At 66.9% G+C, this 26,498-nt stretch carries 22 protein-coding genes; 10 read left to right on the forward strand and 12 right to left on the reverse strand.

The genetic code is table 11. The features are described 5' to 3' along the window. Positions 1 to 443 (forward strand): lipoyl synthase (locus AC5RUO_RS15095; RefSeq protein WP_494103949.1); only part of this gene is annotated, 443 nt, incomplete at its 5' end. A 60-nt stretch (positions 444 to 503) separates the two neighbouring features. Then, positions 504 to 1,808: an MFS transporter gene (locus AC5RUO_RS15100; RefSeq protein WP_494011731.1), complete on the forward strand. Its 1,305-nt coding sequence runs from the start codon at positions 504 to 506 to the stop codon at positions 1,806 to 1,808. Between the two features lie 39 nt (positions 1,809 to 1,847). Here AC5RUO_RS15100 and AC5RUO_RS15105 read toward each other — a convergent pair whose 3' ends face one another. From AC5RUO_RS15105 to AC5RUO_RS15115, 3 genes are all read right to left on the reverse strand, one after another. Beyond that, positions 1,848 to 4,193: a glycoside hydrolase family 65 protein gene (locus tag AC5RUO_RS15105; RefSeq protein WP_494103950.1), complete on the reverse strand. Its 2,346-nt coding sequence runs from the start codon at positions 4,191 to 4,193 to the stop codon at positions 1,848 to 1,850. 120 nt (positions 4,194 to 4,313) lie between these two features. Continuing rightward, positions 4,314 to 5,051 (reverse strand): HAD family hydrolase, encoded by a 738-nt coding sequence (locus AC5RUO_RS15110; RefSeq protein WP_494011733.1) that lies wholly within the window; start codon positions 5,049 to 5,051, stop codon positions 4,314 to 4,316. A 425-nt stretch (positions 5,052 to 5,476) separates the two neighbouring features. After that, positions 5,477 to 6,094, reverse strand: coding sequence for an alpha/beta hydrolase (locus AC5RUO_RS15115; RefSeq protein ID WP_494011734.1), 618 nt, complete (start codon positions 6,092 to 6,094; stop codon positions 5,477 to 5,479). A gap of 161 nt (positions 6,095 to 6,255) precedes the next feature. Here AC5RUO_RS15115 and AC5RUO_RS15120 point away from each other — a divergent pair, with 161 nt between their 5' ends. The 5 genes from AC5RUO_RS15120 to AC5RUO_RS15140 all read left to right on the forward strand — a co-directional run bounded on the left by AC5RUO_RS15120 (position 6,256) and on the right by AC5RUO_RS15140 (position 11,057). After that, the gene (locus AC5RUO_RS15120; RefSeq protein WP_494011735.1) at positions 6,256 to 6,513 is read left to right on the forward strand and encodes a DUF6458 family protein; all 258 of its coding nucleotides are present in this window, start codon (positions 6,256 to 6,258) and stop codon (positions 6,511 to 6,513) included. Positions 6,514 to 6,864: 351 nt separating this feature from the next. After that, positions 6,865 to 7,671: a DeoR/GlpR family DNA-binding transcription regulator gene (locus tag AC5RUO_RS15125; protein WP_494011815.1), complete on the forward strand. Its 807-nt coding sequence runs from the start codon at positions 6,865 to 6,867 to the stop codon at positions 7,669 to 7,671. Then, positions 7,668 to 8,648, forward strand: a complete 981-nt coding sequence (locus tag AC5RUO_RS15130; RefSeq protein WP_494011736.1) for a 1-phosphofructokinase family hexose kinase — start codon at positions 7,668 to 7,670, stop codon at positions 8,646 to 8,648. Before AC5RUO_RS15125 ends, AC5RUO_RS15130 begins: the two co-directional genes overlap by 4 nt. Positions 8,649 to 8,650: 2 nt before the next feature. After that, positions 8,651 to 10,726: a PTS fructose transporter subunit IIABC gene (locus AC5RUO_RS15135; RefSeq protein WP_494011737.1), complete on the forward strand. Its 2,076-nt coding sequence runs from the start codon at positions 8,651 to 8,653 to the stop codon at positions 10,724 to 10,726. Positions 10,727 to 10,778: 52 nt separating this feature from the next. After that, positions 10,779 to 11,057: an HPr family phosphocarrier protein gene (locus AC5RUO_RS15140; protein WP_104185572.1), complete on the forward strand. Its 279-nt coding sequence runs from the start codon at positions 10,779 to 10,781 to the stop codon at positions 11,055 to 11,057. Positions 11,058 to 11,226: 169 nt separating this feature from the next. On the opposite strand, the gene AC5RUO_RS15145 is transcribed toward AC5RUO_RS15140, so the two are convergent. The 3 genes from AC5RUO_RS15145 to ku all read right to left on the reverse strand — a co-directional run bounded on the left by AC5RUO_RS15145 (position 11,227) and on the right by ku (position 13,694). Then, positions 11,227 to 11,601: an SRPBCC family protein gene (locus AC5RUO_RS15145; RefSeq protein ID WP_494103951.1), complete on the reverse strand. Its 375-nt coding sequence runs from the start codon at positions 11,599 to 11,601 to the stop codon at positions 11,227 to 11,229. Next, positions 11,601 to 12,446, reverse strand: coding sequence for a class I SAM-dependent methyltransferase (locus AC5RUO_RS15150; RefSeq protein WP_494011739.1), 846 nt, complete (start codon positions 12,444 to 12,446; stop codon positions 11,601 to 11,603). Before AC5RUO_RS15150 ends, AC5RUO_RS15145 begins: the two co-directional genes overlap by 1 nt. Positions 12,447 to 12,563: 117 nt before the next feature. After that, positions 12,564 to 13,694 carry a non-homologous end joining protein Ku gene (ku, locus tag AC5RUO_RS15155; protein ID WP_494011740.1) on the reverse strand — a complete coding sequence of 377 codons (1,131 nt, stop codon included), beginning with the start codon at positions 13,692 to 13,694 and terminating at the stop codon, positions 12,564 to 12,566. 40 nt (positions 13,695 to 13,734) lie between these two features. On the opposite strand from ku, the gene AC5RUO_RS15160 reads away from it, so the two are divergent. Continuing rightward, on the forward strand, positions 13,735 to 16,314 hold the full coding sequence (locus tag AC5RUO_RS15160) for an ATP-dependent DNA ligase (RefSeq protein WP_494103952.1): 2,580 nt from the start codon (positions 13,735 to 13,737) through the stop codon (positions 16,312 to 16,314). A 127-nt stretch (positions 16,315 to 16,441) separates the two neighbouring features. Here the strand turns inward: AC5RUO_RS15160 and AC5RUO_RS15165 are convergent, their stop codons facing one another. Continuing rightward, positions 16,442 to 16,696 carry a hypothetical protein gene (locus tag AC5RUO_RS15165; RefSeq protein WP_494011742.1) on the reverse strand — a complete coding sequence of 85 codons (255 nt, stop codon included), beginning with the start codon at positions 16,694 to 16,696 and terminating at the stop codon, positions 16,442 to 16,444. 609 nt (positions 16,697 to 17,305) lie between these two features. Here AC5RUO_RS15165 and AC5RUO_RS15170 point away from each other — a divergent pair. Together AC5RUO_RS15170 and AC5RUO_RS15175 are read left to right on the forward strand one after the other, a co-directional pair. Continuing rightward, positions 17,306 to 18,925, forward strand: a complete 1,620-nt coding sequence (locus AC5RUO_RS15170; protein ID WP_494103953.1) for an MFS transporter — start codon at positions 17,306 to 17,308, stop codon at positions 18,923 to 18,925. Between the two features lie 234 nt (positions 18,926 to 19,159). After that, positions 19,160 to 20,281 (forward strand): FUSC family protein, encoded by a 1,122-nt coding sequence (locus AC5RUO_RS15175; RefSeq protein WP_494011744.1) that lies wholly within the window; start codon positions 19,160 to 19,162, stop codon positions 20,279 to 20,281. On the opposite strand, the gene AC5RUO_RS15180 is transcribed toward AC5RUO_RS15175, so the two are convergent. The 5 genes from AC5RUO_RS15180 to AC5RUO_RS15200 all read right to left on the reverse strand — a co-directional run bounded on the left by AC5RUO_RS15180 (position 20,249) and on the right by AC5RUO_RS15200 (position 26,486). After that, a complete protein-coding gene (locus AC5RUO_RS15180; RefSeq protein ID WP_494011745.1) occupies positions 20,249 to 21,022 on the reverse strand; it encodes an SDR family NAD(P)-dependent oxidoreductase in 774 nt (257 codons plus the stop codon). The genes AC5RUO_RS15175 and AC5RUO_RS15180 overlap by 33 nt on opposite strands. Before the next feature lie 79 nt (positions 21,023 to 21,101). Next, positions 21,102 to 22,898 (reverse strand): IucA/IucC family protein, encoded by a 1,797-nt coding sequence (locus tag AC5RUO_RS15185; RefSeq protein ID WP_494104033.1) that lies wholly within the window; start codon positions 22,896 to 22,898, stop codon positions 21,102 to 21,104. Positions 22,899 to 22,954: 56 nt separating this feature from the next. Continuing rightward, the gene (locus AC5RUO_RS15190; protein ID WP_494011746.1) at positions 22,955 to 23,524 is read right to left on the reverse strand and encodes a GNAT family N-acetyltransferase; all 570 of its coding nucleotides are present in this window, start codon (positions 23,522 to 23,524) and stop codon (positions 22,955 to 22,957) included. Next, complete coding sequence (locus AC5RUO_RS15195) at positions 23,521 to 24,888, reverse strand: lysine N(6)-hydroxylase/L-ornithine N(5)-oxygenase family protein (protein WP_494011747.1); 1,368 nt, start codon at positions 24,886 to 24,888, stop codon at positions 23,521 to 23,523. Before AC5RUO_RS15195 ends, AC5RUO_RS15190 begins: the two co-directional genes overlap by 4 nt. Then, positions 24,885 to 26,486, reverse strand: coding sequence for a pyridoxal phosphate-dependent decarboxylase family protein (locus AC5RUO_RS15200; protein ID WP_494011817.1), 1,602 nt, complete (start codon positions 26,484 to 26,486; stop codon positions 24,885 to 24,887). Before AC5RUO_RS15200 ends, AC5RUO_RS15195 begins: the two co-directional genes overlap by 4 nt. Positions 26,487 to 26,498 lie beyond the last annotated feature (12 nt).

Consider the following 26,498-nt stretch of genomic DNA (forward strand, 5'->3'; position numbering starts at 1 on the left):
TCCGCCCCGCGTTCCGCTACGAACGCTCCCTGAACGTCATCACCCAGGGCCGGAACCAGGGCATGGTCACCAAATCCAACCTCATCCTGGGCATGGGCGAAACCCGCGAAGAAATCAGTGAAGCCCTCCGCGACCTCCACCAGGCCGGCTGCGACCTGATCACCATCACCCAGTACCTGCGCCCCAGTGAACGGCACCTGCCCGTGGACCGCTGGGTCAAACCCCAGGAATTCCTGGACCTGCAGCACGAAGCCGAAGAAATCGGCTTCCTCGGCGTCATGTCCGGGCCCCTGGTCCGCTCCTCCTACCGCGCCGGCCGGCTCTGGGCCACCGCCATGCGCAAAAAGGGCCGCGACATCCCCGCCGAACTCGCCCACATCGCCGACGGCATCCAGGACTCCGGCACCACCCGCCAGGAAGCCGCCAGCCTCCTCGCGGGATAGCGACTGCCTGGTGCAGGTTGGGGGCACCAGGCAGGCAAGGGCGGGCATAAACTGGGGCGTATGCCCACCCCCAAAGCCCTGCGCCCCTTTGCCCACCGTGAGTACCGGGTACTGATCGCGGCGCTGGCCATCTCGATCTTCGGGTCCGGGATGTGGGCCGTGGCAATGGTCTACCAAGTGATACAGCTCGGCGGAGGACCGCTTGAGCTCTCCCTGGTGGCGGCCGCTGGAAGCATCGGGCTGGTGGCGTTCGTCCTGGCCGGCGGCATCGCAGCCGACCGGATCCCGCAGCGCCAGCTGATCATCGCCGTCGAGGGCGCCAACCTGGCAGTCATCGCAACCATCAGCGGACTGGCGATGGCCGGCTGGCTGCAACTGTGGCACGTCGCGGCGGGTGCGTTCGTCCTGGGCGTGGGCGCCGCCTTCTTCTTCCCCGCCTATTCGGCCATCCTGCCGCGCATCCTGCCTGCCGAAGACCTGCTGGCTGCCAACGGGATGGAAGGCACCATGCGCCCGGTCCTCCAGCAGGCGGCCGGCCCTGCCGTGGCGGGCATCCTGGTGGCTGCGCTCTCGCCGTCGCATGCGGTGACGGGCGTGGCCCTGTGCCACCTGTTGGCGTTCATCGTGCTGAACTTCCTGGCCCGCCACACCCTGGCGGCGCAGCCCGGCGGACGTGAACAGCCCGCCGGGGAGCAGCGGAAACAGTCCTTCTTCCATGACCTGCGCGAGGGCGTCAGCTACACCCTCCGCACCCCGTGGCTGCTGTGGACCCTGATCTGGGCGTGCATCTCGGTACTCTTCCTGATCGGCCCCATCGAGGTGCTGCTGCCGTTCGTGGTGCGGGACCAGCTGGGCGGCGATTCCAGCATGTTCGGTTTCCTGCTGGCCATCATGGGCGTGGGCGCCGCGCTGGGTTCCCTCGTCACCGCCTCGCTCCGGCTGCCGAGGCGCTACCTCACTGTGATGATGGTGTCCTGGGGCCTCGGCAGCATGCCGCTGGCCGCCGTCGGGCTCATGGACAACTTCTGGGTGATCGCGGCAGCCACGTTCGTGTGGGGCGTGACCGGCAGCGTGGGCATGGTCATCTGGGGAACGCTGCTCCAGCGGCGGGTTCCGCCGCACCTGCTGGGCCGGGTTTCCAGCCTCGACTTCTTCGTCTCGCTCGCGCTGATGCCGGTGTCCATGGCCCTGGCCGGCCCGGCCGCGGAGGTCCTGCCTATCTGGCTGATCTTCCTGGTGGCAGGCGGCGTCTGCCCCATCATGGCGGTCATCGCCGTGGCCGCGGCGAAGATGCCCGCCGACGAACTGGCCCACCCCCTGGACAGGGCGCCTGAGGTGGAACGCGCGACGACGGCAGGAGACTAAGGCGCGGGTCCGGCCGCCGCCTCCTCCCGCCGTCGGACGTCAGCTCTTGCCCCGCACCACCGGGATACTCGCCGTGGGCAGGCCGCTCGGGAAGACGGTGGGCTCCGGCTCGGTGACCGGATCCAGCGCCACACGGACCGGATCGGCGCCGACGGCCTGCAGCTGCCCGCGGACGTCCACCTCCAGCGGTTCGCCCTCCTGGACGGTGAGGGTGATGGATTCGGCTGTGAGCTGCACCAGCAGCAGGCGGCGGCGGATCTTAAGATGGAAGGTCAGCCCGTTCCACTCCGCCGGCAGCCGCGGATCGAAGTACGGCGCGGGGCCCTGGTCACGCAGGCCCGCAAACCCGCAGACCAGCGAGCTCCACACCCCGCCGGTGGAGGCGATGTGGACGCCGTCGATGGTGTTCCCGTGGGTGTCGTCCAGGTCGATGAACACTGCGTTGGTGAAGTGCTCCAGTGCCTCCCTGGAATACCCCACCTCCGCGGCCATGATGCCCTGAACGCAGGCGGACAGGGTGGAATCGCCGGTGGTGATGGGATCGTAGAAATCGAAGGCGCGCTGCTTTTCCTCCGCAGTGAAGTCCTGCCACTGCAGGAACATGGCCAGGACCGTGTCAGCCTGCTTGAGGACCTGGTGGCGGTAGATCACCAGCGGGTGGAAGTGCAGCAGCAGCGGGTACTTGGACCGCGGCGTGGTCCAGTCCCACGGTTCCAGGGTCATGAAGTCGGCGTCCTGGGAGTGCACCTGCATCCGGTCGTCGAACGGCAGCTGCATACGGCTGGCGGCCGCCTCCCACAACTGGCGCTCCTCCTGGGTGATGCCCGCGTGCTCCAGGGCCGCCGCGGCACGCAGATTAAACCGGGCCATGACGTTGGTGTACAGGTTGTCGTTGACCACGGCGGTGTACTCGTCCGGTCCGGTGACGCCATGGATATGGAACAGCCCGTCCTTGCCGAAGAAGCCCAGCGAGATCCACATGCGCGCGGTCTCGATCAGCAGCTCGGCTCCCATGCCGTCCTGGAACGCGGTATCGCCGGTGGCCCACAGGTAACGGTTGGTGGCAAAGGCGATGGCGGCTGCGATGTGGAACTGGGCGGTGCCGGCGGCGTAGTAGGCGCTGGCTTCCAGGCCGTTGATGGTGCGCCACGGGAACAGGGCGCCGTCCACGCTCAGTTCCTTGGCACGGATCTGGGCCTCGGGAAGCATCCCGTGCCGGAACTCTAAGACCTGCCGGGCGCCCTCCGGGTTGGTGTACGTCATGTACGGCAGGAGGTACACCTCCTGGTCCCAGAAGTAGTGGCCCTCGTAGCCGGAACCGGTCACGCCCTTGGCGGGGATGCCGGCCACGCCTGCCCGTGCGGTGGCCTGGGCCAGCTGGAACAGGTTCCAGCGGATGGCCTGCTGCAGCTGCGGGTTTCCGCCGTCCACCACGATGTCCGAGGTGGCCCAGTAGCGGCGGTAGTGGGTTTCGCTCTCGGCAAAGATGTCCTGGACCGGCCGCAGGCCTGCTTCAGCGACGTCGGCGGCATCTGCGGCGGGGTCCAGGACCGCGGCACCCGCAGCGTAGCTGATGCTTTTCTCCAGGGTAAACGGCTGGTCCGGGCTTACGGCCAGGACATACCGGACAGTGCTGTCATCCTGGTCCACCAGGGTCTCGAAGGGCTGGTAGCCGGTGGAGGTCCAGTGGTCCACAGCGATGCCCACGCGCTGCTTGGACTCCGCGGCTTCCCAGGCGAGCCGGAGCGAGCCGTCGCCGCCGTCGAGCCGCAGAGGCAGCAGCACGCGCCCGGCGTGCCGGCCCGCACGGCGCGGATCATGGACAGAGTGGTCCTCGACGGGCTGGTCCTGCCGGTTGATAACGGAAGACGTCACATCCAGTGACACATCCTGGTCCGTGGCAACCGAGAGGGAGATGCCCAGGCTGCCCCGGGACTCGAAGCCCACGGCCCGGCGTTCCGTGGTGGTCACTGTGGCGCCGGAGCGGCACTGCCACGTGATCCGGCACTCGTACACGCCGGTGGCGAAGTCAAGGGTCCGCCGGTAGTCAAGAACCTCGGATTCGGCGAGGCTGAGGGGCTCACCGTCAACAACCACGGTGAAGTTGTTGGCATCAGGGATGTACAGGATGCGCTGGCCCGTCCGTGCGAAACCAAAGGCATTCTCGGCGTGCTTGATGTCCCAGATCTCGTGCAGCCCGTTAATGAAGCTGCCCGGCAGTTCGGCGTCCGCGGCGGCCCAGTGCGCGCCCCGGATTCCCAAGTGCCCGTTGCCGAGGGCAAAAAGCGTCTCCAAAGTTCCGGCATCGCCCGGCTCGTGGCGGGCCTCGACCAGCTGCCAGGGGATATTCGGGAACCGCTCGCGGTCTGCGGTGATGAGTGCCATGGTGTTGGGGTCCTTTTGGCGTTTACTGAGCTGCCGGCCGTGCCGGCAAATGTTATTCGAAGGGGGTGCGGTGCCCGGATGGCTGCTGCGGGGAAACAGCTGCCGCCCTGCTGACGGTGGTTAGGGCACCAGTTCCTGCAGGTCCTGGACCACCAGCGTTGCCCCGGCGTCGAGGAGGGTCTGCCGGCCGGCGCCGCGGTCCACGCCGATGACCGCGTGGAACGAGCCTGCCTGGCCTGCCTGGACTCCGGACACGGCGTCCTCCACCACAACGCATTCCTCGGTGGGCAGTCCCAGCAGCCGGGCAGCGTATTGGTAGGTGGCGGGGCTGGGTTTGCCGGGCAGGCCTTCCTTGGCCGCCAGCACGCCGTCCACCACCACGGGAAAGTGGTGGCTGAGCCCGGCAGCTTCCAGGACCGCCGGCGCATTGCGGGAGGAAGAGACGACGGCGACCTTCAGCCCACGTTCAAGCGCGGCCCGGAGGAACCGCACCGAGCCCTCGAACGGTTCGACGCCAGTGCTGACGATATCGTTGAAGATGCGGTTCTTCCGGTTGCCCAGGCCCTGGACGGTGGAGTTGGCCGGATCGTCATCCAGGGGGCCTTCGGGGAGCACGATTCCCCGGGAGGCCAGGAAGTCGCGGACGCCGTCGAAGCGCGGCTTGCCATCGATGTGGTCGAAGTAGTCGCTTTCGCGGTAGGCGGCCACCTCAGGTTGTGAGGCGAGGTAGCCATCAAACAGTTCCTGCCAGGCCTGTTCGTGCACGGTGGCCGTGGGGGTCAGCACGCCGTCCAGGTCGAACAGGATGGCGGAAGCGCCGGTCCAGGCGGCAGTCTCTGTGGCAGGCGATGCAGTCATCGGCGGTTTGTCCTTTCAGACGGCGGGCAGCCGTGAAGACGGAGTATGGGGGAGGTGGCTTCGGTGCCCGGGTGACCAGCACAGGCGCGGCTGCCGGAGGAAATTCCTGCGGCGCGGGGTCCCTGCTGGTCCAGATACGTCTTCCATCATGTGCCTGTTGCCGGTGAAGGACAACTTTGGGGAACAGAAATCTGCCGCGTCACGCTGCGATGGGGTGCCCACACGAACCGGGACTGCGCAGGCTCGTGGCGGCGGTTTGTTGCCTCCATGTTCCTCGCCTCCTTATCCGCCCAGTTCAAAGCCTCATGAGGGGCCGTAGATGAGTGTAAGCGCTTACAAATTTGGCGTGCAACTGTTTTTTTGCAGTTGGTGACACTGGCCTGGATGTGACGGAAATCGCACACCGGAATACTAAGTTTCCGCGCTCAGCGGAGGATGTAGTGGCGGAGGAATGCGCTGACGTCAACCATTTCCGCTTTTGACATCGCATGCCCCATGCCGGGGTAGGTCCTGCTGGTCAGGAGGGTGTTCTTCTCGAGCCAGTCGGCGGTGTAGGCGATGGCGTCGTCGTTGATCACGAGGTCCGCCTTGTCGCGGCCCCAAAAAAAGGGCGGCTTGGCGTCGAAGGAGTCTGTGAGGGCCAGCAGTTCGTTGTTCAGGACGAAGCCGGAGAGTCCTACTACCGACGCATAGGCCTGGGGATGCAGCCGCAGCAGCGTGCTTGCCATGGCCATGCCCTGCGAGTATCCCATCAGGCTGACGCTCGTGTGCTGGCCCTTGACTGTATTGACCCACCCATGCACGGCATTCGTGGCCGAGATGACCTCGGCGAAGTCGTTGACCAGGAAATAGTCCAGCAGGAACCAGCCGTAGTGGTCGCCGATGGGCATCGGCGCCCGGAGGGCGGCGAAGGTGAACTCGGAGGGGAGGTAGTCAAAGAGCCGGACCATGCGGGACTCGTCCGTACCGTAGCCGTGCATCATCACCAGCAAGGGAGTGCCTGCGCGCTGGTCCTCGGGCTTGGACCACACAACCGTTTCCATCGGACCAGCCTAGCCAGCCGTTACAGAGATGAAACGCGCAGCGGCCTCCCACATCGTTGATCAGGGCCGCACAGGGCTGTAGCGTTGCGATTAACAGACAGCATGCTTAGCATCTGTCGCGGGCTAAGACAACGCCCATCCTCGACCAGAAGGAGCAAGACATGAGAATCGGATCCTCCATTTTCCTTATCGCCCTCGGCGCCATCCTCGCCTGGGCGGTTGCTCCGGGCCTGATCCCCGCCGTCGACCAGGTGCTCATCGGCTACATCCTGATGGCCGTGGGCGTCATTGGGCTGATCGCATCCCTCATCCTTGCCTCCCCCGGGCGCAGCCGGCGCATCAGCGAGACCCGCTCGGTGGTGGATCCGAACACCGGCGAACGCATCACGCGCAATGAAAGCCGGGACGGCGGGCTCTAACCCACCCGAAGCACCAAGTAAGGCAGGACATGCCTGGGGCACCAGATGCCCTACACACCCGGGAGGCCGGGCCGGACCACTGCAGTCAGGCCCGGCCTTCGCCTTGCTCGTTGGAATTCTTGTCCAGATAAAGCGACTTCGAGGGCGGATAAGTCGCCTTATCTGGACAAAAACTCTGAAGGCGAGGGTCAGCATTTTGTTTCGTGTTGATTTCCATTGACAAACCAACAGAAGCAAAGATAAAGTCAAGTAAGCCAACATCATGTGATGTCAGTCACCCAGGTTTCGGAGACCCCGAGCAGCGGCGGCATCGCTAACCCCAGCACCAGCAACCTACGCAACGGAGGGTATGTGTTCGCCGAGGAGCGCCAGCAGAAGATTGCCGAGCTTGTTGCCGGCAGCGGCCGGGTCAGCGTGACCCACCTGGCCGAGCGCTTCCGCATCACCACCGAAACCGTCCGCCGGGACCTCGCCACCCTTGAGACTGCAGGAACAGTACGCCGCGTGCACGGCGGCGCCGTAGCGGCGGACCGATTCAGCACCACCGAGGAAAGCATCACCGACCGCGCCATCCAGCGCCCCGACCAGAAAATCCGGATCGCCGAGGCCGCGCTTGCCCTCATCCCCCGCAACAAGACTGCCAGCGTCCTGCTCGACGGCGGCACCACCACCGAAGTCCTGGCGGACATGCTTTCCCGCCGCTCCGCCGTCGATCCAACCGAATCAGGTGAACTCCGGCCCGAACTCGTGGCCATAACCCACGCCGTGCCCATCGCCGCCAAGCTCTCCAATGTCCCCGGCATAGCACTGCAAATCCTGGGCGGCCGGGTCCGCGGAATCACCCAGGTGGCCGTGGGCCAGGCCACCGTGGACGCCGCGGCAAGAATCCGCCCGGACATCGCCTTCTTAGGCACCAACGGCATCCACGCGGACTTTGGCCTCAGCACTCCCGATCCCGAAGAGGCCGCCGTCAAGGCAGCCTTCGTCCATTCGGCACGCCGCATTGTGGTGCTGGCCGATTCCTCCAAGCTGGACACGGAAACCCTGGTCCAGTTCGCCTCCCTGAAAGACCTGGACACCTTGATTACAGACAGTGAACCCGGACCTGAACTGGCAGCCGCACTGGAAGAAGCCGGCGTAGATGTGGTGATCGCATGATCGTCACCTTCACCGCGAACCCCAGCCTGGACCGCACCGTGGCCCTGCCCGGGCCGCTGGAACGCGGCGAGGTGCAGCGCGCCGTATCCGTCAGCCAGGAGTCGGGGGGCAAGGGCGTCAACGTGTCCCGCGCCCTGGTGGCCTCCGGCCTGGAGTCCATGGCCGTGCTCCCGGGTGCGGACAGCGATCCCGTGCTTGCCGGCCTCCGGGACAGCGCCGTGCCGTTCGCCTCGCTGCCCATCGACGAGCCGCTGCGCACCAACGTTGCCCTCACCGAGCCCGGCGGCGTGACCACCAAGATCAACGAGCCCGGCCCCGCCCTGGATGAAAACCAGCAGGAGGCCCTGCTCAAGCTGCTGCTGGAGACGTCCCGCGGTGCCAGCTGGGTGGTCCTGGCCGGCTCGCTGCCGCCGGGCTTCCCGGCCGATTTCTACGCGACGGCGGCCCAACGCCTGCGTTCATCCGCCGACGGCGCCGCCCCCCGGATCGCCGTCGACTCATCCGGCCAGCCACTCGCCGCCGCCCTTACCGGCGGCGCGGCAGGCATGCCGGACCTCCTCAAGCCCAACGCCGAAGAACTGGCAGAGCTGGCCACCGCGGCCGGTTTTGCCCCGGCCACCGCTGACGAACTGGAAGCGGACCCCGTGGCCGCAGCGGCAGCCGCTGCCGCCGTCGTTCGAGCCGGTGTGGGTGCTGTGCTGGCAACTCTCGGATCCAAGGGAGCTGTCCTGGTAACGGCCGACGGCGCGTGGCTGGCCACGCATCCGCCGGTCACCGCAGTCAGCACGGTGGGCGCGGGCGATTCCGCGTTGGCCGGCTATCTGCTCGCCCACGGCCAGGGTGCATCCCCGGCCGATTGCCTTCGTCAGGCTGTGGCCCACGGTGCCGCTGCCGCCTCCCTGCCCGGTTCAACGGTTCCGGCAGTCCACCAAACAACCCCGGATGCCGTAACCATCACGGCCCTTCGAAAGGATTGACAGTGACTCAGCTCATCACCACGGAACTGGTCGAGCTCGACCAGAACCTGGGCAACGCTCCCGAGTCGGTGATCCGGCACCTGGCAGGCAAAGTAGCTGCCGCCGGACGCGCAACGGAGGTTGAAGGCCTCTTCGCCGACGCCTTCGCCCGCGAAGAGAAGACTTCAACCGGTATCCCCGGCGGCATTGCCATCCCGCACTGCCGCTCGGCCGCGGTCACCCAACCCACCCTGGCCATGGCGCGCCTCAACCCGAAGGTGGACTTCGGCGCCAAGGACGGTCCGGCAGACCTGATCTTCTTCATCGCCGCTCCGGACGGCGCGGACCAGGAGCACCTGAAGCTGCTCTCCAAGCTGGCCCGCTCCCTCATCAAAAAGGACTTCACCGCAGCCCTGCGCAACGCTTCCTCACGTGAGGAAATTGTGGACCTGGTGGACGGCGCCCTCGCGGACAAGCCCGCCGCCCACGCTGCCGCAGCACCGGCAGATGGAACGCCGGGAACTCTGAACACTTCCGGCCAGTCCGGCGCTTCCGCCGTTGCAGGTACGGGCACAAGTGCAGCGGCTGGTTCCTCGGGCCCCAAGCGGCTCGTGGCTGTCACCGCATGCCCCACCGGCATCGCCCACACCTACATGGCAGCGGACTCCTTGGTGGCGGCTGCACAGGAAGCCGGCGTGGACCTGCAGGTGGAAACGCAGGGTTCCTCCGGCGCCAAGCCGCTGGACCCGGCAGTCATCGCTGCCGCCGACGCGGTGATCTTCGCGGTGGACGTGGATGTGCGCGGCAAGGAGCGTTTTGCCGGCAAGCCCGTGATCAACGCCCCCGTGAAGCGCGGCATCGACGAGCCCGCCAAAATGGTGCAGGAGGCTCTCGCCGCGGCTGACAACCCGAACGCACGCCGGGTTCCGCACTTCGGTGCCGAGGAACAGGCAGAGCGCGACGCCGAGGAAAAGGGCGAGCACATCGGCCAGAAGCTGAAGAGGGCCCTGCTCACCGGCGTCAGCTACATGATTCCGTTTGTTGCTGGTGGTGGCTTGCTGATTGCCCTCGGCTTCCTGCTCGCAGGATTCGACATTGCACTGGGCACGAAAGCCGACGACATTTTGGCGGCCAACACCCTCTTCAACCTTCCCGAGGGCAACCTGGCGCTTTACCTCGGCACGGTGCTATTCAAGATCGGCGCGCTGTCCATGGGCTTCCTGGTACCCGCACTGGCCGGCTACATTGCCTACGCCATCGCGGACCGCCCCGGCATTGCCCCCGGTTTTGTCGCCGGAGCCGTTGCCGGCTTCATGGGTGCCGGCTTCCTCGGCGGCATCGTGGGTGGTTTGCTGGCCGGATACATCGCCCACGTGATTGGGACCTGGGCCGTCCCGCGCTGGTTGCGCGGCCTGATGCCCGTCGTCATCATTCCGCTGCTTGCCTCCATCGTCGCTTCCGGTGCCATGTTCCTGTTCTTGGGCGGCCCGATCGCAGGTATCACCGCAGGCCTGAATGGCTGGCTGTCCGGCATGACGGGCGCGTCCGCAGTGGTCCTGGGCATCATCCTTGGCCTCATGATGTGCTTCGACCTCGGCGGCCCCGTCAACAAGGTTGCTTACGCATTCGCTGTGGCCGGCCTTGGTGCCGGCAGCGCAACCAACCAGGCACCCTGGCAGATCATGGCTACCGTTATGGCGGCCGGCATGGTCCCGCCGCTGGCAATGGCTCTGGCAACCGTCCTGGACAAGAAGCTGTTCAGCTTGGCCGAACGTGAAAACGGCAAGGCAGCCTGGCTGTTGGGCGCGTCCTTCATCTCCGAAGGGGCCATCCCGTTCGCAGCAGCCGACCCGCTGCGCGTCATCCCCGCCAGCATGGTGGGCGGTGCCCTCACCGGCGCACTGAGCATGGCCTTCGGCGTTACGTCCCAGGCGCCCCACGGCGGTATCTTCGTGTTCTTCGCCATCGGCAACCTGCTGATGTTCGTGCTCTCGATCATCGCCGGTACCATCGTCAGCGCCCTGGTCGTAGTGGCCCTCAAGCGCTGGGCAGCCAAGAAGACGGTTGATACGGTGGAGACCGTTCCCGCAACGGTCTGACCTGCCTTACCCACTAGCTATCCGGCACCGCCGGAAGACAAAAGGAGCAAAAATGCCAGAACGCACCGCAACCGTCGCCAGCCGCGTGGGCCTGCACGCCCGCCCCGCCGCCATCTTCGCCGAGGCAGCAGGCGAGTACGACCTGGACATCACCATAGCCCGTGAAGGCGAACCGGCCGATGAAGCCATGGATGCCGCCAGCATCCTGTCCCTCATGAGCCTGGGCGCCTCCCACGGTGACGTTGTAGTCCTCCGCGCCGAGGGCGACGGTGCCGACGATGCGCTGAACCACCTGGTCCAGATCCTGGAAACGGACCACGACGCCGAGTAGCCGTTCGCGTTTCGGCAGCAACGTGCCGGCGGCCGCCGTCGGGCCTTCCTTTGGGGAAAGTCCGACGGCGGTCGCTTGGCTTAATGCGCCTGCCCGCCTGGCGGGGACGTTAGTCAGCCGCGCTCGGCGATCGCCTTCACGTCGCCCACCAGCTTGTCCCATATCTCCTTTACGTGCGCGGCCGCCTCTTCCGTGGCGTTGTTGTCCTGGGCGAGCGTGAGCCGGTCCCCTGGTTCTGCGCCTCAAGTGTCCAGGTGAGGGTGTGGTAGTTCTCCGGGATGTCCGCGTCGCCGCTGAGCGGGCTGTAGTGGATGTGGACCAGCCGCTGCCCGGGCTCCACTTCCAGGATGAAGCCCTTGTCCTCGTAGTCCTTGCCCTCCCACTGGCCACGCCACACGATGGGCCCGCCCACGGACCAGTCGGTGACCACGTCCGCGCCGAACATGAATTCCTTGATGGCGGCAGGATCCGTGATGACGTCCCAGACCCGGCTGGCGGGAGCGTCGATGGCGACGGACGAGGTCGCAACGTGGCCGCCGGCCATCACTGCGCCTTTTTCGCCGTGAACAGGAGGTACTCCCATTCCATCTGGAAGGGGGTGTCACCGTGGGCGTCGCCGAAGGAGTCGGCGAGTTCCGTGAGCGCGGCATCGAGGGCTTTGACCTTGTCCGCGTCCTCACCGATGAACTTGTAGACCGAGATGGTGGGGCCGTAGTGGGACTTGAAGTAGCGCACGAAGTCGGCCGGCTGGTGGAAGCTGCGCACCGCCAGTGTCTGCTTGCGGGCCTTGGCGTCGGTGATGCTGTTCCCCAGCAGTTCCCGGACGTGGTCCTCGCTCCCCCACAGCGGTGCGGGCTGTGCGCCGGGCGGGGGCGGCGGTGCGAAGGGTTTCATGGTGGCAAACATCCGGCCGATGAATCCTTCCGGGGTCCAGCTGAGCAGGCCGATGGTCCCGCCGGGTTTGCACACCCGCACCAGTTGGTCGGCGGCTTTCTGGTGGTTTGGCGCGAACATGGCGCCCAGGCAGGACATCACCACATCAAACTCGGCGTCGCCGAACGGCAGGGCCTCGGCGTCCGCCTCCTGCCAGTCCAGGCTCACTCCCCTGTTTGCCGCCTCCCGGCGGCCGGCCTCGAACAGCTCGGGGGTGAGGTCGCTGGCCACCACTTTGGCGCCCATCATCGCCGCCGGAATGGCCGCGTTCCCGGAGCCGGCCGCCACGTCCAGAACCCGGTGGCGGGACGTGATTCCGCAGGCTTCCACCAGGATGGCGCCCAATTCCAGCAGCATCTCATCCGCCAGCGCCGGGTAATCCCCTGACGCCCACATGGCCCGATGCTTCTGTTTGAGCGCCCGGTCCGCCTCCGCCGCTTCCGTTTGGTCGTTCATGTCCGCGCCCCTCTGCCGTTCCGTTCGGGATGAGTGGCAGCACGCTGTGTGCACAGCGGAGGCTGCGATTCAGCCATTGTGGACGTGCGGGCACTGGCTGTAAAGGGATCTGCGGGATTATGCGGGCTTGCGGGCTTTGGTTGTGGCTGGCTTCGACGCCGTGGTTTTTTCGGACGCCGTCTTGGTGCCTGTGCTCTTGGTCGCTGCGGTCTTGGCGGCCGTCGTCTTCGAGGCTGCGGCCTTGGTGCCGGACGTTTTCGTGGCAGCCGGTTTGGACGCCGTGGACTTTGAGGCCGTGGTCTTCGCCGTGGTGGATTTGGCAGCGGTGGATTTGGTGGTTCCGGATTCTGCAGTCTTCGCACCGGAAGACGCGCGCGATCCGGAAGCCCTGCGGGCAGGCTTGGCCGGCTCCTCTTCCACTTCTTCCTCGTCCGATTCCTCGGCTGGGGCAGCGGCCCCGCCCCCGCGCTTCTTGTCCAGGCTCCGCTTCAGCGCCTCCATCAGGTCGATGACTTCGCCCTTGCCGCCTTCGCCTGCTTCCACACCGAAGGTTGCTTCCGTATCCAGCGACTCACCCTGCTCAAGCTTGGCTTCGATGAGCGTGCGCAGCTGGACCTGGTAATCGTCCGTGAAGGATTCGGGGTCGAAATCCGCCGCCATGGACTCCACCAGCGCGGCGGACATCTCCCGTTCCTGGGGGGAGATCTTGATGGACGCGTCCAGGGCGGGAAAGTTGGCTTCCCGCACCTCGTCCGGCCACAGCAGGGACTGCAGCACCAGGACGTCGTCCTTGATGCGCAGCGCGCCCAGCCGCGTCTTCTCCCGCAGCGCGAACTGCACAATGGCCACCCGGTCCGTGTCCTCCAGCGCCCGCCGCAGCAGCACGTACGCCTTGGGCGACTTGGAGTCCGGCTCCAGGTAGTAGCTCTTCTCGAACATCATGGGTTCAAGCTGCTCGGACGGGACGAACTGCACCACGTCGATCTCGTGGCTGTTCTCCGCCGGAATGGCCTTGAGCTCATCCTTGGTGAGGATCACCGTCCGGCCGTCTTCCTCGTACGCTTTCTCGATGTCCGAGTAGTCGACCACCTCGCTGCACACCTCGCACCGCCGCTGGTAGCGGATCCTGCCGCCGTCGGCATTGTGAACCTGGTGCAGACTGATGTCATGATCCTCAGTGGCGCTGTAGACCTTGACGGGCACGTTGACCAGCCCGAATGCGATGGCACCCTTCCAGATGGCTCTCATCCCTACAGTCAACATCAGTCCGGGCCGGAGGTGAAGACCCATGCCCGCAGGTAAGGACCGTGTCCGGGTGGCGGGCCGCGAACTGACGCTCACCAACCTGGACAAAATCATCTATCCGCAGACCGGAACCACCAAGGCGGACGTCCTGGCGTACTACGCCGCCGTGGCCCATGTCCTGATTCCCGCCGCCGCCAACCGGCCGGCAACGCGCAAACGCTGGGTCAACGGAGTGGGGACCGCGGACCATCCCGGGGAGGTGTTCTTCCAGAAGAACCTCGAAGACTCGGCGCCAGGCTGGCTGCCGCGCGCCGCCATCACGCATAAGGACCGGACCATCTACTATCCGCTGGTCAACGATCCCGCCACGCTGACATGGTTCGGACAGATCAACTCACTGGAGATCCATGTGCCGCAGTGGCGCGTGGATTCGCACGGCAACCAGCTGAACCCGGACCGCCTGGTCCTGGACCTTGACCCGGGTGAGGGCGCGGGCCTGCCGGAATGCCGGGAGGTGGCCCTGCTGGCCCGGTCCATCCTGGAGGACGTCGGGCTGGACCCTGTCCCCGTCACCAGCGGCAGCAAGGGCATCCACCTGTACGCGCCGCTGGACGGGACGCAGACCTCGGACCAGATCTCCGCCTTCGCCCGCGAACTCGCCCGGGCCCTGGAGGCCGACCATCCGGACCTCGCCGTCAGCGACATGAAGAAGACGCTCCGGAGGGGGAAGGTGCTGGTGGACTGGAGCCAGAACAACGCAGCCAAGACCACCATCGTGCCGTACTCCCTGCGGGGCCGGCCCACGCCCATGGTGGCCGCCCCGCGGACGTGGCGCGAGATCAGCTCCAGCCGCTTGGAGCACCTGGACTACCATGAGGTCCTGCGCCGGGTGCAAGACCGGAAGGACCCGTTCGCCGCCGTCGTCAGCGCGTCCGGACAGGCCGCGGACTCCCATTCGGTGGATGTCGACACGCACGGCGGGTCAACACAGGGCGGGTCAGCAGCGGGCTCCGAAGGGCACGACGCGAATCCCCGGCTGGCCAAGTACCGGTCCATGCGTGATCCGAAGGCCACGCCCGAGCCGTTCAGCGGCGCGGCCGGAAGTGGCGACGCGTTCGTCATCCAGGAGCACCACGCCAGCAGGCTGCACTACGACCTCCGCCTGGAGCATGACGGTGTCCTGGTGTCCTGGGCCATCCCCAAGGGCGTCCCCGAATCCGGGGGCAAGAACCACCTCGCCGTGCAGACCGAGGACCACCCGATGGACTATCTCACGTTCCACGGCACCATCCCCAAGGGGGAATACGGCGCCGGTGAGATGACCATCTGGGACACCGGCACCTATGAGCTGCACAAGTGGATCAACGGCCGCGAGGTCATCGTCACCCTCCACGGCTCGGAGGGCGGCGGGCTGGGCAGCCCGAAGAAGTTTGCGCTGATCCACACCGGCCGCGGGCAGGGCATGGATGCCGAGGGGCAGTGGCTGATCCATCTCATGGACAAGGAGCAGGCAGGCGGACGACGGCGGCACGCAGCCCCCGCGGCCGGGCAAGCGGAAAGTTCCGTGGATCCAGCCGGGAAAGCTGGCGGGCCGAAGGCCCCTTCAGCGGCGCGAAAGGACGCAGCATCGACGGAAGCCGCGACCAAGGCAGACACCGCTCCCTCCCCCGAAGATTTCGGCCCCATGATGGCCACTGCCGGTGACCCGGCAGACCTGCAGGGCAGCGACTGGCAGTTCGAGCTCAAGTGGGACGGCGTGCGGGCCCTCCTCGTGGCCGACGCGCAGCGCGTCCGCATCTTCAGCCGCAACGGCAACGACGTCACCCGCACCTACCCGGAACTAACGGACCGCTCCTGCTGGCCCGAGCAGCCCTTCGTGGCCGACGGCGAGATTGTGGCCGTCGGCGGGGACGGCCGGCCCGACTTCGGGCTGCTCCAGGGACGCATGAAACTCACCCGGCCTGCCGACGTCGCAAAAGCCCGCACGGCCATCCCCGTCCGGCTGGTTCTCTTCGACCTGCTGTCCGACGGCGGAACGGACCTCCGCCGGCTTCCGCTCAGCAAGCGGCGCGAGCGGCTGGAGGAGTTTTACCGCCCCTCCGGCTGCCCCGTGGACCTCTCGCTCGTGCTGGACGACCGCATCGACCACATCCTCGAGAGCGCGCGCGAGCTGGGCCTCGAGGGGGTCATGGCCAAGCGGACGGACAGCCGCTATGTGAGCGGGCAGCGCACCCGCACCTGGATCAAGCTCAAGATCGAACAGACCCAGGAAGTGGTGGTGGGCGGCTGGCGGCCGGGCAAGGGCGGCCGCCAGGACACCGTTGGATCGCTCCTGGTGGGTATCCCCGACGGCGACAAGCTGCAGTATGTGGGCCGGGTGGGCAGCGGCTTCAGCACCCGCGAACTGGCCGAACTCCGGCAGACGGTGGAGCGGCTGGCCAGGAAAACGTCACCCTTTCGCGACGTCCCCCGCCCCGATGCAGCGGACGCGCACTGGGTGGCGCCGCAACTGGTGGGCGAGGTGACGTACAGCGAGTGGACGGGCCCGGGGCGGCTGCGGCATCCACGGTGGCGCGGCTGGCGGCTGGACAAGGATCCGTCCGAGGTGGTCCGCGAGACCTGAGACGAACGACTGACGCGAAGATTCATCCGCCACGCGAAAATTGCCTGGCGCCCCCAAATAATGGGATCACCAGGCAATTTCCGTGTCGATAGTTGTTTTGTGTGGCGCCGGCGGAAACCGGCCGGGCCTAGGACGAGTGCGGCATCTGCGGCCGGCTTGTGCGGTGCACGGCCGTCACCGCTGCTTCGTGGCCCATCCTCCCCTGTCCGGAGCCGCGCTCCTTCGGGTGCCGGCGCTTCCCGTTGCCGTCCGGCCACGAGTTCTGCCTGGGCATTCCGGTCCCGCCAGTGATAGCCGGTCCGGGCAGGTCCGGAGTGTTCATGGCCGCCGCAAGGTGGTCTGCCAGCTCGGGTTTGATGTGGGTTTCACGGTTGTCAGCCATGTGATCTTCCTTTCCGCAGTGAACTGAAGTGTTGCCCGGCGGCCGGGGCCCCGGGGAACCGCTGGACGTGCCAGCGGAGTTGCGCAGCCGGCCTGCTGCCGGGACATCCCCGGCTCACGATCCGCAGGCCTGAAAGGAACGGCGGGGTGCAGCCGGACGCTGTCCGGGCACACAGGTCCGCCTGCTTAAGAAGAAGGTTTTTCCATTGCTCCACCATAGGCACCGGGCAGCCGCCTGTGAACCCCTTTGCCCGGGGATTTGGACAGGCCGACGGCGGCATGCCGGCAGGGCGGAAATGGCCGCCTTCACGACAGGCACAGGCCATGGCCCCGATCACACTTAAGGTACGGGCGTCCGTCCAAAGGGGCATAAGAGGCGGCTGCGCCGAAAAAGATTTCGTAACGATGGCCACACCAGCGTGTCTTCCCTGCAATGACGCGGGAAAAGGCGGGAAACGTCACCCCGAATCGCGCGCTGAAACAGGCCCAAAGTGGTCGATACTACGGCATTCCGGGGCTGTGCGCCACGGAATTCCCGTAAAATTGAAGGCCTGCCCGGAGCGGGGCAGCTACAAGTCGCAAGCAAATGACCTCCACAGGAGTTGCCCAAATGCCCACAGACCGAAGCATGACCGACTCTTCAGCAGGCGCCAGGAACGCCAGCGGAACAGATCTGGCAGCCCCCAAGGCTGCGAAAAAACCACGGCGGCTGCCGCGCCGCCGGCTTAAGGAATCCGACGTCAACGTGGTGAACCAGCCGATGCTCAAAAAGGCACTCGGCGGAACCATCGTGGGTAACACCATGGAATGGTACGACGTAGGCGTCTTCGGCTACCTAATCACCACCATGGGGCCTGTCTTCCTGCCGGAGTCCGACCCCGCCACGCAGACCCTGTTCCTGCTCGGAACCTTCGCTGCCACGTTCATCGCCCGTCCCCTGGGCGGCGTGATCTTCGGCTGGATGGGCGACAAGATGGGCCGGCAGAAGATCCTTGCCGCCACGCTCATGCTGATGGCCGCGAGCACGTTCGCCATCGGCCTGCTTCCCGGCTACGCGCAGATCGGGCTGTGGGCCGCCGGCCTGCTGGTACTGCTCAAGATCGTCCAGGGTTTCTCCACCGGCGGCGAGTATGCCGGCGCCACCACCTTTGTCAGCGAGTACGCCCCGGACAAGCATCGCGGTTTCTTCGCGAGCTTCCTGGACATGGGCAGCTACCTGGGCTTCGCCCTCGGCGCCGCGCTGGTGTCCGCCCTGCAACTGGGGCTGGGACAGGCCGCCATGGAGGAATGGGGCTGGCGCATCCCGTTCCTGGTTGCCGGTCCGCTGGGCCTGATCGCCGTCTACTTCCGCAGCAAGATCGAGGAGTCCCCGCAGTTCCAGGCCACCCTGGACGCCCAGGAGGACATCGCCAAGAACGCTGCCGCCTCCGATGACGCTGCTGCCAAGGGCCCGGTGGGAATCGTCAAGGCCTACTGGCGCTCCATCATCGTTGCGATGATCCTGGTGGCCGCCGCCAACACGGCAGGCTACGCCTTGACCTCCTACATGCCTACCTACCTCACGGAATCCAAGGGCTACGACGAGGTGCACGGTACCCTGCTGACCATCCCGGTGCTGGTGGTCATGAGCCTCTGCATTCCACTGACGGGCAAGCTGTCCGACCGGATCGGCCGCCGTCCTGTGCTATGGATCGGCGCACTGAGCACCGTCATCCTGGCCGCCCCGGCGTTCATGCTCATCGGCATCGGTGAAGTCTGGTCCACCCTGGCCGGCCTGGCCCTGATCGCCTTCCCGGTGACGTTCTACGTGGCCAACCTGGCCTCGGCCCTGCCTGCGCAGTTCCCCACGTCCAGCCGTTACGGCGCCATGGGTATCGCCTACAACTTCTCCGTGGCCATCTTCGGCGGAACCACACCGTTCATCGTGGCGGCCCTGATCAGCGCCACCGGCAACGACATGATGCCTGCCTACTACCTGATGGGCACCTCGCTGGTGGGCGCCGTGGCCATCTACTTCCTGAAGGAATCCGCCCAGCGTCCGCTCCCGGGCTCCATGCCCAGCGTGGACACCCAGGCCGAGGCCAAGGAACTGGTGGCGACCCAGGACGAGAACCCGCTGATCGACCTGGACGAGCTGCCGTTCGAAACCCAGGACATCCAGGACGCAGTTGCCGCCGGCAAGGATTCCCCGGACAACTCCCAGGACCAGAAGGTTCCTGCCGGGGTTTAGCACCTTCTTGTAGCCCGCGCTTCCACAGGCCCGTCCGGCATGCTTCCTTGGGGGAGGCATGCCGGGCGGGCCTTCGCCGTGCCCGGGCGTCAGGCTGCCGCGCGCCCGGCACCACGCGGATGTCCTTGTATGACCGCCTGCTGCCGGAGGAAATGACTCCCCCGGCACTGGCCCGGGATAATTTCCCGGGAATCAGTAGAAGACAGGCAAGGGAACAGGCGGGGACAACAGGCCATGAAGCGCGTAGCGGAGCAGGTGCGCGCCCTCCACCGGCTGGAACCTGCCAGTAACGACCACCTGGCCGCACTGCGGGTGGCCGCCGGTGTGGCAGTCCCGTCGCTGCTCCTCCTGGCTGAAGGCCGGACGGACCTCATCATGTACGCGGTGTTCGGTGCGCTGACCGGGATGTACGGACGGGCCGAACCACACCAGCTGCGGCTTATCCACCAGGCCCAGGCCGCCCTCGTGCTCCTAAGCGGCGTTACGGTGGGCGTTGTCCTGTCCGTGAACCACCTGCACTCCTGGTGGCTCGTTGCGGTGGAGGCCGTGCTCGCCGGACTGGCGTCCGCCTACTCGGACCGGGTCCGGCTTAAGCCCAATGGCCCGTTCTTTGCCATCCTCGCCCTTGGTGCCTGCGCTTCCGTTCCCATGCTGGTTCCCTGGTACGCCGCGCTGCTGATCGCGGCCGGGTCCGCCGCTTTCTCCATGGTTATCGGTTTCAGCGGCTGGCTCCGCCGCCGCACCTGGCAGCGGGGCGCCTCCCGGAGCCTGCCGGCGGGGGCAGGGCACCGGGAGATGCTCGTCCACGCGGCGCGGTATGTGCTGGCCGTGGGAGCGGCGGGAACCATCGGCGTCCTCAGCGGCAGCGGCCACCCGCACTGGGCGATGGCGGCGGCCGCCGTGCCGCTCGCGGGTGCAGACCTCCCCAGCAGTGTCCGCCGCGGCATCCACCGGATTGTGGGGACGTTCGTGGGGCTGGCGGTCACCGCCGTCGTGATTCTCCCGGAGCCCTGGACACTTACCGGGCTGTTCCCCGGGCAGCAGGCCATCCTGCTGGCCCTGCTGGTGATCCTGTTCCAGTTCACCACCGAGCTGTTCATGGCCCGCCACTACGGCTTCGCCATGGTGTCCTTCACGCCCGTCATCCTGCTGATGACCCAGCTCGCGGCCCCCATGGACCCCGCGCTCCTGATCCTGGAACGCGGCGCGGAGACCCTGGTGGGCGCGCTGGTGGGAATTCTGGTGGTGGTTGCGGTGCGCCGGGCCGGAACGCGGAGTTTCGCCGCCCTGCTGGGGCGGGGCCCGCTCGTCCGGCTTCCGCCCCTACTTCGGCTTCCGCGCAGGTCCCGCCACTAGCTTCGCCGGCGCCACCCGCGCCACCGCGGCCACCAGCTTGTACCGCTTGGACGGGATGGACACGGCCCTGCCGCGTTCGTTGTCCGCCAGGGCCTCGCGCACCACGCGGTCCGCGTGCAGCCAAGCCCAGGAGGGGGCCACCGACTTGTCCATTCCCATCCGGTCGTGGAATTCCGTGTGGGTGAACCCGGGGCAGACGGCAGTTACCCTGATGCCCTGCTTGCGGTACGCCAGGTTGGCCCAGCGGCTGAAGCTAACCAGCCATGCCTTCGCCGCGGAGTAGGTGCCGCGCGGCAGGAACGCGGCGATGCTTGCCACGTTGATGATCCTGCCGCTGCGGCGTTCCAGCATGTGTTTCAGTGCGGCATGCGTCAGCACCATGGCCGTTTCGCCGTGCAGTTTCAGGTGCTTCTTCTCCTCCGAGATGCGGTTGTCCTCGAAGTTGTGCAGCAGCCCGATCCCGGCGTTGTTGACCAGGATGCCTACCGGCCGCTCCGGATCGGAGAGGCGTTCGACGACGGCGGCCACCCCTGCGTCGTCCATGAGGTCGGCGGGGAGCACCTCAGCCGTAATTCCGTAGCGCCGTTCCAGGCCCGCCGCGGCTTCCTCGAGGCGGGCACGGTTCCGCGCCACCAGGACCAGGTTGGTGCCCTGGGCGGCGAGCTGGCGTGCGAACTCGGCGCCCAGGCCCGCGCTGGCCCCGGTGATGAGTGCTGTGGTTCCGGAGGTTTTAGCCGTCATGCTGCAAGCCTAGCTACATGCCGGGCCATCCTGGATCCGCCCGCAATCGGCCCCAGTCGGCCTTCTTCCCAGGGCGTCCTCAGGCAAAGCGGGCCAGTGGGTTGGCCAGGCGTCCGGCCATCTGCAGTCCGCCCGACGGGTCCGTGAGGTCCAGCATCTGCTGGTTGTTCCGGAGCTGGAGCCGGTTCAGGCAGGACAGCTCGAAGTCCGCGGCGAAGAGGTTGTGGCGGGCAAACTGGTCCGCGAGCTCCGGATGCTGCTCCTGGTACTCCTTCACGGCCGCGGCAGCCGTCCGCCAGAACTCCTCCTGGCCCAGCGTCCCGTCGTCCTCCAGCAGCGCCGCCATGAACCGGAAGATGCAGTCGAAAATGTCCGTGAAAATGGCCAGGACCTTTTCGCCGTCCGGGATGGCGGCCTTGATCCGGGACACCTCTTCGGGAAGGTCCAGACGGTCCCCCATCACCACGATTTCCTCAGCGATGTCCTTCATGATGGCCCGCACCGGCACCCCGTCCTGGAGGACCAGGATGACGTTTTCGCCGTGCGGCATGAACGCCAGCTCGTACTTGTACAGGCAGTGCACCAGCGGCACCAGGTACGCCTCGAAGTAGCGGCGCAGCCAGTCCGCGGGGGCCAGCCCGGAGCGTTCAATCAGTGCGGACACCATTGGCAAGCCCTGCGCATCAACGTGCAGGAGCGAAGCCATCGTGGCCAGCTGCTGCCCGTCCCGGAGCAGGGGCAGCGGGCTTTCACGCCACAGCGCGGACAGCATTTTCCGGTAAGGCGACCCGTTGGCCGAGCCGGCCTCGTAGTAGCCATTGTGGTAACCCAGGGCAGCGATCTCGCCGATCATGGTGAAGCCCCGCTGCTGCAGGGCGCCGTCCGCCTCGATCAGGTTCCGCAGCCAGTCGTTGATGGCCGGCGTGGCCTTCATGTACTGCGGCGACAGCCCGCGCATGAAGCCCATGTTCAGCACGGACATGGCAGTTTTGACGTAGTTCCGGGCCGGGACACTGGTGTTGAAGAACGTCCGGATGGACTGCTGGGCCTGGTACTGGTCTGTCCCCGTCCCCAGGTAGACGATGCGCTGGCTGGCAATTTCGGCCGCGAACGTCACGGTCAGCTTGTTCTCCCACTGCCAGGGGTGGACAGGCATGAAGAAGTACTGCTCCGGATCCAGGCCCTGGAGCTGCAGTTCGCTGGTGAAGTCCGCCGCCAGCGGGCCGAGCTCGGCGTCCATGTGGGCCCGGTAGTCCAGCCCGGCACTCGAGGTGAAGACGGCGTGGCTGCGGTGCACGGCGATCCACTCCAGCTGAACCGCCGCCCCGGTTTCCGGGGCGAAGGCGTGGTAGTCGCTGATGCCAAAGCCCAGCCGGCCGTTGTTGGCCACAAAGCAGGGGTGGCCCTCGGTCATGCTCCGCTCGATCGCCTGGAAGTCGGCGGCGGTGTCTTGGCCGCCGGTCACGCCGGCCGCGAGTTCTGCGGCAGACGGCTGGCCGGCCCACTGCTTGTACGCGTGGCTTGCCAGGGTGCTGCTGATTTCCTCCAGGTAGACGGGGAGCATCTGGATGTTGATCCCCAAGGTCTCGTGGAACGCCGTGATGAACCCCAGTACATCCAGCGGCGCTTCCGTGCCGTCCTGGAAGTAGCGGATGGACGCGGCATCGATGGCCCAGTGCTCCAACTCCAGGACGCGGGCGGTGAACCGGTACTCGTGGAGCCCGTCGCCGCTGCGCAGGCGGTAGCTGCCGGGCTCGCCGTCCACCGGTTCGGGCGTGAGGATCCGCTCGTGCGAGAACTCGGCGAGCGCCTTGCGCAGCAGGTGCCGGTTGGCCCTGCTCCAGCGCTCTGCGACCAGGTGCGGGGCGGCGTTCATGGTGCCGGCGCCGGGGGTCCCGCGGCGGGCGGGTTCGAAGGTGTCGAAGTGGACTGTCACAGTGATGCTCCCTGCGGGACGGGCGTGGAAAGAGTGTCTAGTGCCGCCCTGGCGGCAAGGTAGTCGGCGCGGGTGCAGAAGCTGAGCAGGGCTTCCTTGTCCGGCAGGGTGACCACCCCGGCGGGCTGGAACCCGAGCCGTTCATTGAGGGCGTGGATCCTGGTGTTCCGGGCATCCGGTTCCACCACCACGCGCTCCACCTCCGGCCGGTCAAACAGCCGGCCAAGGACGGCATCCATCACCGCCGTGGTGTAGCCGGATTCGGGGTTTCCCGACGGCGGGGCAACCAGCAGGTGCATGCCCACGTCGCCGGGCTCGACGGCGTAGAGGCCGGCCAGCGGCGAGGACGCCGGAAGGTACTCCTCCATCAGGAAGGCGGGGACGCCGCCGTCGAGCCCCAGAAGCGCGTGGTGGTGGCCGCTCGACTGGATCTTGGCGTACTCCGCCACCACATCGGCCACGCTGGCGGACAGCATTCCCCAGAAGGAGGCGTAGGGCTGGGTCACCCAACTGTGCAGGAGCGGCGCGTCGGCCTTGGCGTCAAGGCAGCGGAACGTGAACCTCATGCCGGCACCTCCGCTCCGGTGGTAGCCGGTGCGGCGGGCGCGCCAGAGGCGGCCGGGGAACCAAACTGCTGGAACGCGATGCTGCGCTCCACCTGGTACACCTCGCGGCCGGTGATCTCCCGCAGGATGCAGGAGTTGCGGTAGGCACCCATGCCCAGGTCCGGGGTGACGAACCCGTGCGTGTGGAGCTCGGCGTTCTGGACGAAGATCTCGCCGGGAACCACGCCGGTGCTGTAGTTCCGGTCCACCGCGAACCTGCCGGCGCCGTCCCGGGCTATCCGGTCCTGCACACCGGCCAGGAACGCCGGCTCCCGGTAGCCGTAGCCGGTGGCAAACACCACGGCTTCACTGTCCAGCGTGTAGGAGGTGCCCTGTTCGCCGTGGCGGAACTGCAGGGTGTGGGTGCCGGCGGCCGGGTCCCACTGAGCCCCGGTCAGTGTGGAGTGGGTCAGCAGCTGGCTATTGACAATGCCGGACATGCTCTTGGCGTAGAGCAGGTCGTAGATCGCATCGATCAGGTCCGAGTTGATCCCCTTGTAGAGGTTCTTCTGCGTCTTGTTGAGGTGGTCCCTGCGCTCCTGCGGCAGTCCGTGGAAGTAGTCCACGTACTCGGGCGAGGTCATCTCCAGGGTCAGCTTGGTGTACTCCAGCGGAAAGAACCGGCCGGAGCGGGTCACCCAGTTCAGCTGGTAGCCGTGGACGTCGGCTTCCTGCAGGAGCTCGTAATAGATCTCGGCGGCACTCTGGCCGCTGCCCAGGATGGTGATGCTGCGACTCTGCTGCAACTCGGCTTTCCGGGCCAGGTAGTCGGCATTGTGGAAGGCCACTCCCCCGCTCCCGGCCGCAGCGCCTGCAACGATGTCGGCACCGGCTTCCGGCACGTAAGGGGAGGTGCCGGTTCCCAGCACCAGCCGCCGGGCGTAAAGCACCCCAGGCCCACCGGGACCGGAGACGGCCAGGCGGTACAGGTCGCCGTCGTACTCCGTATCCAGCACAGCCGTGGCAAAACGGACGGAAGCGAGCTGCCCCGCCACCCACTGGCAGTACTGGTTGTACTCGGCGCGCAGGGGGTAGAAGTTTTCCCGGATGTAGAAGCGGTACAGCCGGCCCGTCTGCTTCAGGAAGTTCAGGAACGAATAGGGCGAGGTGGGGTCCGCCAGGGTGACGAGGTCCGCCATGAAGGGTACTTGGAGGTGGGCGGGCTCCAGCATCATCCCGGGGTGCCAGTCGAAGGACTCGCGCTGCTCCAGGAAGATGCCCTCCAGCCCTTCCACAGGCTCGGTGAGGGCGGCGAGGCCCAGGTTGAAGGGCCCGACGCCGATGGCGGCAAAGTCGTAGATCCTGCGGTTGTCCTGGGTGCTCATGCGGATACCTCGCTCTGCAGCAGTCCGGCGCCGGTGGTGCGGAGGAGGCCGATGATCTCGGCGATGTCCTCGAGCGTTGCCTCGGCGTTGAGGAGGGTGAATTTCAGGTAGTGCCGGCCCCCCACTTTGGTGCCGGCAACCACTGCCTGGCCGGATGCGAACACTGCGGCGCGGATGGCCGGGTTGATGGCGTCGGCGGCGTCCTCGGACAGGCGTTCCCCGCTGCCCAGCACCGGGCGGTAGCGGAACACCAGGGTGCTGAGCTGCGGCGCTGCAGCGAGCTCGAAGTCGTCGTCGGCCTCGAGGAGGGAGCCCACTCGGGCGGCAAGGTCGATCGCCTCGTCGAACAATGCCCCGACGGCGTCCGCACCCATGATCCGCAGGGTGAGCCACAGCTTGAGCGCGTCGAACCGGCGGGTGGTCTGGATGCTCTTGTCCACCTGGTTGGGGATGTCGGCCAGGGCAGCGCTCTCCGGGTTCAGATAGTCGGCGTAGTAGGTGATGTGGCGCAGCATGGCGGACTCGCGGACCAGGAGGGCGCTGGAGCTGACCGGCTGGAAGAAGGTCTTGTGGAAGTCCACGGTGACAGAATCCGCGAGGCGGGTGCCGTCCAGCAGGTGCCGGTAGCGCCCGGACACCATGAGTCCGCCGCCGTACGCGGCGTCGATGTGGAACCAGGCGCCGTAGGCCTTGGCGAGGGCGGCGAGGTCTGCGAGCGGGTCCACGGCGCCGAAGTCCGTAGTCCCTGCGGTGGCTACTACCGCCATGGCGGTCAGGCCGGCACCGTTTGCTTCCGCCATGGCCTCGGCGAGGGCCGCAGGGTCCATCCTGTGGTCCGGGGTGCAGGGGATGCTGATGACGGCGTCGAAGCCGAGGCCCAGCATGGAGGCCGACTTCTGGATGCTGAAGTGGCTGTCCGCCGAGGTGAAGATCCGCAGGGTATCCAGCAGGGCCGGGAGGCGGAGGCCGCTGCGGGCGGGATCCTGCCGGAGCCCCGCCACGGCGTGGTTCCGCGCGATCAGCAGCGCCTGGAGGTTGGACTGGCTGCCCCCGGAGGTGAAGATGCCGTCCGCGTTGTCGCCCAGGTGCAGTCGCTCCGCCGTCCAGTCGATAAGGCGGCGTTCGATCATGGTGGCGCCCGCGCTCTGGTCCCACGTGTCCAGCGAGGAGTTCACCGCGGACAGGATGGCCTCGCCCACCAGGGCGGGAATCACCACTGGGCAGTTGAGGTGGGCGGCGTACTTGGCGTCGTGGAAGTAGATGGCGTCCCGGAGGTAGACGGATTCGAGTTCCTGGAGCGCGGCCGCGGTGTCCGGCAGTGGGGCATCCAGGTCCACGGCGCCCACGCGGGCCTTCATTTCCGAAGGCTCGACGCCGGTGAACGGCGTGGTGGTGCGCTCCAGCTTGGTGGCCACCGCGGTGACGCCCTGCAGTACCTGCGCCACGTAGCGCGGCGAGTTCCGTGCATTGAACAGATGGTTGGTTGCCCCCAGGGCGAGCTCCACCCGGGAGCCGAAGTCCTGCCCCGGCGGGTCGGGTTTGGTGTCCACACCACTGCTGCGGTGGTCATCCACGGGTAACTCGTCAAGGCGGGGCATCAGCGACACTCG

This window comes from Arthrobacter sp. Y3221087 (genome assembly GCF_059089905.1).

Coding starts and splice junctions, on each gene's coding strand:
- AC5RUO_RS15100 (WP_494011731.1), top strand. CDS start 504: ATGCCCACCCCCAAAGCCCTGCGCCCCTTTGCCCACCGTGAGTACCGG.
- AC5RUO_RS15105 (WP_494103950.1), bottom strand. CDS start 4,193: ATGGCACTCATCACCGCAGACCGCGAGCGGTTCCCGAATATCCCCTGG.
- AC5RUO_RS15110 (WP_494011733.1), bottom strand. CDS start 5,051: ATGACTGCATCGCCTGCCACAGAGACTGCCGCCTGGACCGGCGCTTCC.
- AC5RUO_RS15115 (WP_494011734.1), bottom strand. CDS start 6,094: ATGGAAACGGTTGTGTGGTCCAAGCCCGAGGACCAGCGCGCAGGCACT.
- AC5RUO_RS15120 (WP_494011735.1), top strand. CDS start 6,256: ATGAGAATCGGATCCTCCATTTTCCTTATCGCCCTCGGCGCCATCCTC.
- AC5RUO_RS15130 (WP_494011736.1), top strand. CDS start 7,668: ATGATCGTCACCTTCACCGCGAACCCCAGCCTGGACCGCACCGTGGCC.
- AC5RUO_RS15140 (WP_104185572.1), top strand. CDS start 10,779: ATGCCAGAACGCACCGCAACCGTCGCCAGCCGCGTGGGCCTGCACGCC.
- AC5RUO_RS15145 (WP_494103951.1), bottom strand. CDS start 11,601: ATGGCCGGCGGCCACGTTGCGACCTCGTCCGTCGCCATCGACGCTCCC.
- AC5RUO_RS15150 (WP_494011739.1), bottom strand. CDS start 12,446: ATGAACGACCAAACGGAAGCGGCGGAGGCGGACCGGGCGCTCAAACAG.
- ku (WP_494011740.1), bottom strand. CDS start 13,694: ATGAGAGCCATCTGGAAGGGTGCCATCGCATTCGGGCTGGTCAACGTG.
- AC5RUO_RS15160 (WP_494103952.1), top strand. CDS start 13,735: ATGCCCGCAGGTAAGGACCGTGTCCGGGTGGCGGGCCGCGAACTGACG.
- AC5RUO_RS15165 (WP_494011742.1), bottom strand. CDS start 16,696: ATGGCTGACAACCGTGAAACCCACATCAAACCCGAGCTGGCAGACCAC.
- AC5RUO_RS15170 (WP_494103953.1), top strand. CDS start 17,306: ATGCCCACAGACCGAAGCATGACCGACTCTTCAGCAGGCGCCAGGAAC.
- AC5RUO_RS15175 (WP_494011744.1), top strand. CDS start 19,160: ATGAAGCGCGTAGCGGAGCAGGTGCGCGCCCTCCACCGGCTGGAACCT.
- AC5RUO_RS15180 (WP_494011745.1), bottom strand. CDS start 21,022: ATGACGGCTAAAACCTCCGGAACCACAGCACTCATCACCGGGGCCAGC.
- AC5RUO_RS15185 (WP_494104033.1), bottom strand. CDS start 22,898: ATGAACGCCGCCCCGCACCTGGTCGCAGAGCGCTGGAGCAGGGCCAAC.
- AC5RUO_RS15190 (WP_494011746.1), bottom strand. CDS start 23,524: ATGAGGTTCACGTTCCGCTGCCTTGACGCCAAGGCCGACGCGCCGCTC.
- AC5RUO_RS15195 (WP_494011747.1), bottom strand. CDS start 24,888: ATGAGCACCCAGGACAACCGCAGGATCTACGACTTTGCCGCCATCGGC.
- AC5RUO_RS15200 (WP_494011817.1), bottom strand. CDS start 26,486: ATGCCCCGCCTTGACGAGTTACCCGTGGATGACCACCGCAGCAGTGGT.